Here is a 9549-nt window from a genome sequence, read left to right on the forward strand (position 1 = left end):
GGTTCGCGGACGCGAACCCAACCTACGAGGCCCTCAGTCCTCTTCCTTGGTCAGGCGCGCCGCCTTCTCCGGTTCCATCTCCTCCTGATGGGCGTCGACGACGCCGCGGCGGATGGCGCGGGTGCGGGTGAACCAGGATTGCAGCGTGTCGCCCTCGCCGCGGCGGATGGCGCGCTGCAGCCGCACCAGATCCTCGGTGAACTGCTGCAGCACCTCCAGCACCGCGTCCTTGTTGGTCAGGAACACGTCGCGCCACATCACCGGGTCGGAGCCGGCGATGCGGGTGAAGTCGCGGAAGCCGCCGGCGGAGAAGCGGATTACCTCGGCCTGGGTCGCCTCCTCCATGTCCGAGGCGGTGCCGACGATGGTGTAGGCGATCAGATGCGGGATGTGCGAGGTGATGGCCAGCACCCGGTCATGGTGCTCGGCGGTCATCTTCTCGACCATCATGCCCATGCCGCGCCACAACGCCTCGACCTTGGCCACCGCCGCGGGGTCGACGCCCGGCTCCGGCGTCAGCACGCACCAGCGGTCGATGAACAGCTCGGCGAAGCCGGCGGATGGGCCGGAATGCTCGGTGCCGGCGATCGGGTGCCCGGGCACCAGATGCACCCCGGCCGGCAGATAGGGCGCGATGGTCTTCGCCACCATGCCCTTGACCGAGCCGACATCGGTGACCACGGCGCCGGGTGCCAGGGCTGGGGCGATGGCCTTGGCCAGCTGTTCATAGGCGCCCATCGGGGCGCAGATCATCACCGCATCGGCGCCGGCCACGGCGACCGCCGGGTCGGCCTCGACCCGGTCGAGGAAGCCCAGCGCCATCGCCTCGTCGCGGGTCTCCTGGCGCCGGGCATGGCCGACGATCTCGCCGGCCAGCCCGTGCTTGCCGGCGGCGCGCGCGACGGAAGACCCGATCAGGCCGATGCCCAGCAGCGCCAGGCGCCGGAAGATCGGCGCCGCCGCAGCTTCGGTCGCCGGCGCCGTCATCGGCCGCGCAGATGCTCGGCCAGCGCCGCCACCACCGCCCGCATCTCCTGCTCGGTGCCGATGGTGATGCGCAGGCAGCTGGGCAGGCCGTAGCCGCCCATCTGGCGCACCAGGATACCGGTGTCCTTCAAATGCAGCCGGGCCGCCTCGGCGTCGCGGTCGCCGAAATCGACCAGCAGGAAGTTGCCGGCCGAGGGCAGCGGCGACAGGCCGAGCTTCTCCAGCTCGGCCGCGATCCAGCGCCGCCATTCGGCATTGTGGGCGCGGCTCTTCTCGATGAATGCCTCGTCGGCCAGCGCGGCCACGCCCGCGGCCTGGGCCGCGGCGCTGACATTGAACGGCCCGCGGGCGCGGTTCAGCACGTCGGTGATCCCGGCCGAGGCATAGGCCCAGCCCAGCCGCAGCGCGCCCAGACCGTAGATCTTCGAGAAGGTGCGCAGCATGACGACGTTCCCGGCCCGGTCGACCAGCTCGGCGCCGGGGCTGTAGGCCGGATCGTCGATGTATTCGGCATAGGCGGCGTCCAGCGCCAGGATCACGTCCGGCGGCAGGGCGGCGTGCAGCCGCTCGACCTCGGCCTTGGGCAGCAGGTAGCCGGTCGGGTTGTTCGGATTGGCCAGGAACACGATGCGGGTGCGCGGCGTCACATGCGCCAGCAGCGCGTCGACATCGGTCTTCCGATCCGCCTCGGGTGCGGCCACCGGCGTGGCCCCGACCGCCTTGGCCGCGATCGGGTACATCAGGAAGCCGTGGCGGCTGTACAGCACCTCGTCGCCCGGCCCGGCATAGCTCTTGGCCAAGAGGGCGATCAACTCGTCCGACCCGGCGCCGGCGACGATGCGCTCCGCATCCAGGCCGAAACGGGCGGCCAGGGCCTGGCGCAGGGCGCTGCAGCCGCCGTCGGGATAGCGGTGGATCTCGCCGCCCAGCTCGCGATAGGCCGCGGTCGCCATCGGGCTCGGGCCGAAGGCGCCCTCGTTCGAGGCCAGCCGGATCGGCCGGCCCAGCTGCGGATGCGGCACCGCCTTGGCCTCGCCGCCGACATAGGGGTCGATGTCGAGCAGCCCCGGACGCGGGCGCGGGGCTTGGATGGTCGTCATGGCTTAGCTCCGGCGGCCGATGGCGATCGGGGTGGCGAAGCCGCCGATCAGGCGGATGCGGGGGGCCAGCTCGTCCAGCCGCCCGGCCAGGGTGCCGAGCCTGGGGTCGCCGACGGCGACGAAGCCCGCCACGTCGACCAGGTGGACGGCGGAATCTTCGGCGCTGCGGGCCGGCCGGGTCCAGAACGCCACCGGTGGCAGCCCGGCGGCCTCGAAGATCTGCTTCAGCCGGCTGCGGCTGATGTCGCCGGTGACCTCGACCGCGACCAGGGCGTGGTCGTCGCCGGTCGGCTCGGAGTGGATCTGGGCGACGGCCAGGGCCATCGGCTCGTCGCGGTGCCGCTCGGTGACGACGAAGGGCAGGGTGCCGACGATCCGAGGCGTGCGCGGGTCGTCCGACAGCAGCGTCTGCCACCAGGGGTCGGTGTCGGACTCGACCGGCCACGGCACCACTGCCACGGCGGCGCTGCCGTCATAGACGGCGCGGATCGCCTGCATCGGCCCGGCCACCGCGGTGGTCGGGGTGTGGCTGCCGTAATGGTCGCGCGCCAGGTCCCACAACTCGCCCCGGGCCTCGGGCGCATGCACGGCGATGGCGAAGGGGGCCTGCATGCGGGTGCAGCCGGCGATCAGCTCGCGCCAGATCCGGGTCAGCTCCGGCAGCGGGAAGCCGCCGCTGTGCCGTTCCGCCAGCCGGCGCAGGATCGCGGCCTCGCGGCCCGGCCGTATCGCCAGCGGATCGCCGTTCTTGGCGGCGGCGATGTCATGCACCACCCCGGCCCGCTGCATGATCAGGTCATGCAGCGCTTCATCGATCTCGTCGATCCGCTGGCGCAACGAGTCGAGCGTCTGGGGGGTGTCTGGCATCGTCTGAAGCGGGCTGGAACCTGCCGGGTCGAGGGCGATCAGATGTAGAACGGGCAGGGGGCGAAAGCAAAGGAAACATCTGGGGTTTTACGCATCGCGGAGGTGCACTTTCGCAGATCCGGGATCGACGCGCAGCAACCCGGGACTGCAACCGTCCCGTTCCGATTTCCCAGCCCGCCTAGCCCGGCTGTTCCTCGCCCTCGCGCCGCACGCCCAGGGCCGGCTGCGCCGCCCCGACCGGCACCAGCACCGGCCGGCGGGCGCGGATCTTCTTGCCGCGCGACAGCTGGTAGATCTGTTTCGACGCCTCGATCATCACCGTGCCGGCGACGCGCTGGAACCAGCGGGCGCCGACCTCCTCCCACACCGGGGCGGTGGACAGGAGGAAGCGCGACCGGGTCGGCGGCAGCCACAAGGCGCGGGCCACCCGCTCCGGCACGAACTGGTGCTGGCGCAGCACCTGGCTCAGCTGGTTGGAGGAATAGGGCTTGCCATGGCCGAACGGGGTGCGGTCGGACCGGGCCCACAGGCTGCGCCGGTTCGGCACCACCACCAGCAGCCGGCCGCTGCCGTTCAGCACGCGCCAGATCTCGCGCATCAGCTCGCCCAGCTGCTCGGTGGCCTCCAGCCCGTGCACCAGCAGCACCCGGTCGACCGACATGTCGGGCAACGGCAGCTCGGTCTCCTCGCTCAGCGCCACCAGGCCGCGGCCGTCCGGCGGCCAATGGGCCACGCCCTGCTCGGCCGGCATGCAGGCGATCACCCGCTCGGCCTCGCCCAGGAACGGCCGCAGGAACGGCGTGGCATAGCCGAGGCCGAGGATGATCTGGCCTTGCGTGTCCGGCCACAGCATGCGGATCTGCCGGCGCACCATGCGGCGCACCACCAGGCCCAGGCTGGTCTCGTAGAATTCACGCAGATCGATGACGTCGCTGTACATCCGCCCGTCGTCCTATGGGCATGGTCACGATAGGATAACGCATCGATGGCAGGTTTGAGCCATCACGAATCCGGCTGCCACAACAGGATATTTCAGGAGTCGCTTCATGGCCCGCAAGACCGAGCCTCGTGGAATCGACCCGGAGCGCCTGAAGCAGGCCGCCCGCGAGGCCGCGGACCTCTATCTCGACCATCCGAACGTGACCTCGGTCGGCATCGGCCGGAAGATCGAGGGCGGCAAGCCGACCGGCGAGCTGTGCATCCAGTTCACCGTCGGCCGCAAGGTCGCGCCCCAGGCGCTGGTGGATGAGGGCATCCCGCCGCTGCCGAAGAGTATCACGGTCGACGGCGTCACGATCCCGACCGACGTGGTCGAGCGCCGCTACAAGCCGTCCTGGCAGCTGGTGCCGCAGGTGATCAAGGACCAGCGCAAGCTGCGCCACGATCCGCTGCTGCCCGGCATCAGCGTCAGCCATCCCGCGGGCACGGCCGGCACGCTCGGCTGCATCGTCTACGACCGGCACGAGGGGCGGCCGCACATCCTGTCGAACTGGCATGTGCTGCACGGCGAGCAGGGCCGGCTGGGCGACACCATCGTCCAGCCCGGGCCGTTCGACGACAACCGGGTCGAGAGCAACGGCTGCGGCGTGCTGGTGCGCAGCCATCTCGGCCTCGCCGGCGACTGCGCGATCGCCCGGATCGAAGGCCGCGGCATCGACCCGAAGATCCTCGATCTCGGCGTCCGGGTCGCCCGGCTCGGCCGGCCAGAGCTCGGCGACCGGGTGGTGAAGTCCGGCCGCACCACCGGCGTCACCTGGGGCATCGTCACCCGGATCGAGACCACGGTGAAGCTGTCCTATGGCGACGGGGTCGGCGCCAAGCGCATCGGCGGCTTCGAGATCGGCCCCGACCCCGACCGTCCGGCGGCGGAGAACGAGATCAGCAAGGGCGGCGATTCCGGCTCGGTCTGGCTCGGCCTCGACGGCAAGGGCAACCCGACCGACGTCATGCTCGGCCTGCATTTCGGCGGCGAAGCCGACGGCGCCGACGCCAGCGAGGGCGACTTCGCGCTGGCCTGCACCGCCGACGCCGTGTTCAAGAAGCTGGAGATCGAGCCGGTGCCGCCGGAGCTGGCGCAGGCCGTGCCGGCCGCCACGGGCGGCGGCTTCGACCCGCAGTTCCTGGCCGGCAAGTCCGTGCCGCTGCCGGCGATGTCGCGGGCGCAGGAGACGGATGCGGCCAAGGTCGGCGGCTCACCCGTCATCCGCCACACCCATTTCTCGCTGGTGCTCAGCAAGTCGCGCCGCCTGGCCCGCTGGGTCGCCTGGAACGTCGATGGCGGCCAGATCCGGCTGCTCAGCCGCAGCGGGCTGAAGTTCACGGTCGACCCGCTGGTCGACGCGAAATGGCAGACCGGCGATGCGCTCTACGCCTCAAACCGCCTCGACCGCGGCCATATCGCCCGGCGCCAGGACCTGGTCTGGGGCCCGCCGGAGGAGGCGGCGCGGGCGAACCGTGACTCCTTCTACTTCACCAACATCGCACCGCAGCACGAGGCCTACAACCAGTCCGGGCTGAACGGGCTCTGGGGCCTGCTGGAGAACGCGATCCTGGAGGAGGTGGAGGTCGAGCAGCTGCGCGTCTCGGTGCTGGGCGGCCCGGTGTTTCGCGACGACGATCCGGTCTATCGCGACACCGCCATCCCGCGCGATTTCTGGAAGATCGTCGCCTATGTCGAGGCTGGGGCGCTGAAGGCCAAGGCCTTCCTGCTGACCCAGGAGGACCTCCTGAACCGGATCGAGGCGCTGGGGCTGGAGCAATTCCGGCTGTACCAGCTGCCGATCGCCGAGCTGGAGAGCCGCACCGGGCTCGATTTCGGCGACCTCAAGGCCGCCGACGACCGGGCGGAACCGGTCCGCCCGCGGCGCGGCCGCCGCGGCATGGCCGAATCCGTGCCGCGGGTGACGCTGATCGAAAGCCTGGCCGACATCGAGCTCTGATCGCCGCCGGATACGGTTAGAGCAGTTTGCCTCTCCCGCCTGGCGGGAGAGGTCGGGCTCGCGCAGCGAGACCGGGTGAGGGTTGGCCCGGGCCTCGACAAAATCCCCTCACCCGGAGCCGCTTCGCGTCTCCGACCTCTCCCGTAAACGGGAGAGGCAACAGGGTGGCGCTCACCCGATCGCCCACCTCACTGCCGCGGCGGGGTCGCCGAGCGGGTCGGGAGCGGCTATGCTGTCCCGACCCGCTTCGATCCCCGGTCCAGGAGGACGCATGGCCTCGCTTCGCGTCACGCTGATCCCCGTCCTGAAGGACAATTACGCCTATCTGCTGGAGGATGATTCGACCGGCATGGTCGGCGTGGTCGACCCCGGCGAGGCCGACCCGGTGGCGGCGAAGCTGGAGGCCAAGGGCGGCCGGCTGGACTGGATCCTGAACACCCACCATCACGGCGACCATGTCGGCGGCAACCACGAGCTGGCGAAGCGCTACGGCGCGTCGATCGTCGGGCCGGCGGCGGAATCGGCGCGCATCCCCGACCTCGACCGCGGCGTGGCCGAGGGCGACCACGTCATGGTCGGTGCTGCGCGGGGGTCGGTGCTCGAAGTCCCCGGCCACACTGCCGGCCACATCGCCTTCTGGTTCGAGGATGCCGGCGTGCTGTTCTGCGGCGACACGCTGTTCGCGCTCGGCTGCGGCCGGCTGCTGGAGGGCACGCCCGAGCAGATGTGGTCCAGCCTCATGAAGCTGCGGGCGCTGCCGGACACCACCCGGATCTATTGCGGCCACGAATACACCCAGTCGAACGCCCGGTTCGCGCTGACGGTCGACGGCGCCAACCCGGTGCTGCAGGCCTATGCCGAGGATGTCGACGACGCCCGCGAGAGCGGCGCCGCCACCATCCCGGCCCAGCTCGGCCGCGAGAAGCTGGCCAACCCCTTCCTGCGCGCCGACAAGCCGGAGCTGCAGGTCGCGATCGGCATGGCCGGGGCCGACCCGGTCGCCGTCTTCGCCGAGATCCGCGGCCGCAAGGACCGGTTCTGACCGAAGATGGCAACCGAGGAGGGTTTGTCTCAGGTCCGTATTCTATTTTCTTGTCATCCCCGGGCTTGACCCACGGCTGTCCGGTTGAGCTTTTCGGGTTGTAGCTCAAGGCACTAAAGTTGAGATCGGCGGTTCCATCCACACCCCCAAACGCCTGACCGGACGGCAGTGGGCTTGACCCGGCCATCCGGAGGGTGTCGATAGTCCGTGGATGCCCGGGTCGAGCCCGGGCATGACAGTTTTGGGTTGGTTGTCGTTCGATCGAGTCAGGGACCGCCATGAAGCTCCTCTACAGCCCGTTCTCGCCCTTCGCCCGCAAGGTCCGCATCGTCGCCCACGAGACCGGCCTGCAGGACCGGATCGAGGTGGTGCCGACCAGCACCGAGGACCCGGCCAGCGGCCTGTCGGCGCGCAACCCGCTGAACAAGATCCCGGTCTTGGAGACCGAGTTCGGCCCGCTCTACGACAGCCCGGTGATCTGCGAGTATCTCGACTCGCTGCATGACGGGGAGAAGCTGGTCCCGGCTGCGGGGGCGGACCGCTGGCGCGCCCTGCGCTGGGAAGCCCTGGCCGACGGCCTGATGGATGCGGCCCTCCTGATCCGCTACGAGATCACGCTGCGCCCGGCCGAGAAGCAGCACGAGCCCTGGGTCGAGCGGCAGAAGGCCAAGATCCGGAAGTCGCTCGACCAGATGGAGGCCGATGCGGCGGAGCTCGACGGGCCGCTGACCATCGGCACGATCGGCGCCGCCAGCGCCCTCGGCTATCTCGACCTGCGCTTCGCCGACTGGGGCTGGCGCGAGACCCATCCGCGCCTCGCTGCCTGGCATGCGGCCTTCGCCGAGCGGCCGTCCTACATCGCGACGATCGCCCAGGCATGAGTGCGCCGACGCCGGACGCCATCATTGCCAGGCTGGGCATGACGCCGCACCCGGAGGGCGGTCATTATGTCGAGCTGTGGCGCGACCCGCCGCCTGCGGGCGGTCGCGGCCGGGCCTCGCTGATCCACTTCCTGCTGCGGGCCGGTGAGGTGTCGCATTGGCACGCGGTCGACGCGCCGGAGATCTGGATCTGGCAGGCCGGCGCGCCGCTGGAGCTGTCGATCGCCGAGACCGGCCGGGCGGGCGAGGTGCTACGCCTCGGCCCCGATCTCCTGGCCGGCGACCGCTTTCAGGGGGTGGTGCCGGAGGGGCACTGGCAGGCGGCCCGCAGCCTCGGCGACTGGACCCTGGTCAGCTGCGTCGTCGCCCCGGCCTTCCGCTTCGAAGGCTTCACCCTGGCCCCACCGGATTGGCGCCCGGAGCTGGGGTAGGGTCAAGAAAAGACCTGGCTTTTTGCGTTGCCTCTCCCGCGTGGCGGGAGAGGTCGACAGCGCGCAGCGCTGGCGGGTGAGGGCTGGCACCGGCCTCGATAAAGAGCCCTCATCCGGAGCCGCTTCGCGTCTCCGACCTCTCCCGTAAACGGGAGAGGCAACACGTCGATCCGGTTGGTAATTCCTCCAATTGCAAAGGCTTTCATTCCCCGCCTCTGCTAAGACATCCGCATCGCTGCCGCCCGCGGATCGTCCATGACCAGCCTCGCCCTCGGCGCCGACCGGATCGGAGTCGGCATCGCCTGCGCCGTCGCCGGCTTCGCCTGCTTCTCGGCCGGCGACGCCGTCTCGAAATGGCTGATCGGCAGTCGCGGCATCTCGGCCTTCGAGCTGTTCTTCTTCTTCGGCCTGTTCGCCCTGCCCGTGGCCGCGGCCCATGCCGTGCGGTCGGGCGGCTGGGACCGGCTGCGGCCGCGCCTGCCCGGCCATACGCTGCTGCGCAGCGCCCTGATCACCGCGTCGGCCATCTCCGCCGCCTGGGCCTTCGGCCGACTGCCGCTGGCCGATGTCTATGCCCTGCTGTTCGCCGCGCCGATCCTGGTCACCGCGCTGTCGGTGCCGTTCCTGGGCGAGGCGGTCGGGCGGCATCGCTGGGCGGCGGTGATCGTCGGCTTCCTCGGCATCCTGGTGATGCTGCGGCCGGGGCTGGTGGCGTTCGACCCCGGCCATGCCGCGGCGCTGGCCTCGCCGCTGTTCTTCTCGGTCGCCCTGATCGTCTCGCGCCGGATCGGCCGGCGCGAGAGCGACGCCGCCCAGCTGGCCACCCTGTTCCTGGCCATGGTGCTGGGTGGCGGCGCCGTCCTGCCCTTCATCTGGGTCACGCCCGACGCGCTGGGCCTGCTCGGCCTCGCCGCCGGCGGCGTGCTCAGCGCCGCCGGGCACATCCTGCTGATCCGGGCACTGCATTCGGCCCCGCCCAGCGCGGTGACGCCATTCCAGTACAGCCAGATGATCTGGGGCGTGCTGTATGGGCTGGTGCTGTTCGGCGACACGGTCGACACGGTCACCATGGCCGGCGCCGCGGTCGTGATCGGCAGCGGCCTCTACATCCTGTGGCGCGAGACCCGCCGCCGCTCCGGCGCCGTGCTCGACCTCGGCTAGCTTGCCGCCGGACCCAGGCGGAATCGGGCCTATTCTGCTGTAAACACATTGTGCAATTGTATTAATCGGCGGCTGCGTTCATGCTATGTTCCATGAACAAGGCGCAGACCGATCCGATGCCGGACAGCCCGGCCGCTCCGC

9 protein-coding genes are annotated in these 9549 nt (G+C 70.6%); 5 read left to right on the forward strand and 4 right to left on the reverse strand.

Translation table 11 applies throughout. The features are described from left to right. Nucleotides 1-33: 33 nt before the first annotated feature. From AAHM41_RS23280 to AAHM41_RS23295, 4 genes are all read right to left on the reverse strand, one after another. Nucleotides 34-987: a prephenate/arogenate dehydrogenase family protein gene (locus tag AAHM41_RS23280; RefSeq protein WP_342238976.1), complete on the reverse strand. Its 954-nt coding sequence runs from the start codon at nt 985-987 to the stop codon at nt 34-36. Beyond that, nucleotides 984-2087: a histidinol-phosphate transaminase gene (gene hisC, locus AAHM41_RS23285; RefSeq protein ID WP_342238977.1), complete on the reverse strand. Its 1104-nt coding sequence runs from the start codon at nt 2085-2087 to the stop codon at nt 984-986. The genes AAHM41_RS23280 and hisC overlap by 4 nt, the downstream gene beginning before the upstream one ends. A gap of 3 nt (nt 2088-2090) precedes the next feature. Further along, nucleotides 2091-2954 (reverse strand): chorismate mutase, encoded by an 864-nt coding sequence (locus AAHM41_RS23290; RefSeq protein ID WP_342238978.1) that lies wholly within the window; start codon nt 2952-2954, stop codon nt 2091-2093. Between the two features lie 178 nt (nt 2955-3132). Further along, nucleotides 3133-3894 carry a class I SAM-dependent methyltransferase gene (locus AAHM41_RS23295; RefSeq protein ID WP_342238979.1) on the reverse strand — a complete coding sequence of 254 codons (762 nt, stop codon included), beginning with the start codon at nt 3892-3894 and terminating at the stop codon, nt 3133-3135. 106 nt (nt 3895-4000) lie between these two features. Here AAHM41_RS23295 and AAHM41_RS23300 point away from each other — a divergent pair, with 106 nt between their 5' ends. The 5 genes from AAHM41_RS23300 (at nt 4001) to AAHM41_RS23320 (ending at nt 9408) form a co-directional block, all read left to right on the forward strand. Further along, entirely contained in the window at nt 4001-5893 is a 1893-nt protein-coding gene (locus AAHM41_RS23300) for a DNA/RNA non-specific endonuclease (RefSeq protein WP_342238980.1), read from the forward strand. A gap of 271 nt (nt 5894-6164) precedes the next feature. Next, nucleotides 6165-6935, forward strand: a complete 771-nt coding sequence (gloB, locus tag AAHM41_RS23305; protein ID WP_342238981.1) for a hydroxyacylglutathione hydrolase — start codon at nt 6165-6167, stop codon at nt 6933-6935. A gap of 278 nt (nt 6936-7213) precedes the next feature. Continuing rightward, nucleotides 7214-7816 carry a glutathione S-transferase gene (locus AAHM41_RS23310; RefSeq protein WP_342238982.1) on the forward strand — a complete coding sequence of 201 codons (603 nt, stop codon included), beginning with the start codon at nt 7214-7216 and terminating at the stop codon, nt 7814-7816. Then, nucleotides 7813-8247, forward strand: a complete 435-nt coding sequence (locus AAHM41_RS23315) for a cupin domain-containing protein (RefSeq protein ID WP_342238983.1) — start codon at nt 7813-7815, stop codon at nt 8245-8247. The genes AAHM41_RS23310 and AAHM41_RS23315 overlap by 4 nt, the downstream gene beginning before the upstream one ends. Nucleotides 8248-8502: 255 nt before the next feature. Beyond that, nucleotides 8503-9408, forward strand: coding sequence for a DMT family transporter (locus AAHM41_RS23320; protein WP_342238984.1), 906 nt, complete (start codon nt 8503-8505; stop codon nt 9406-9408). Nucleotides 9409-9549: the final 141 nt, after the last annotated feature.

This window comes from Inquilinus sp. OTU3971 (assembly GCF_038440215.1).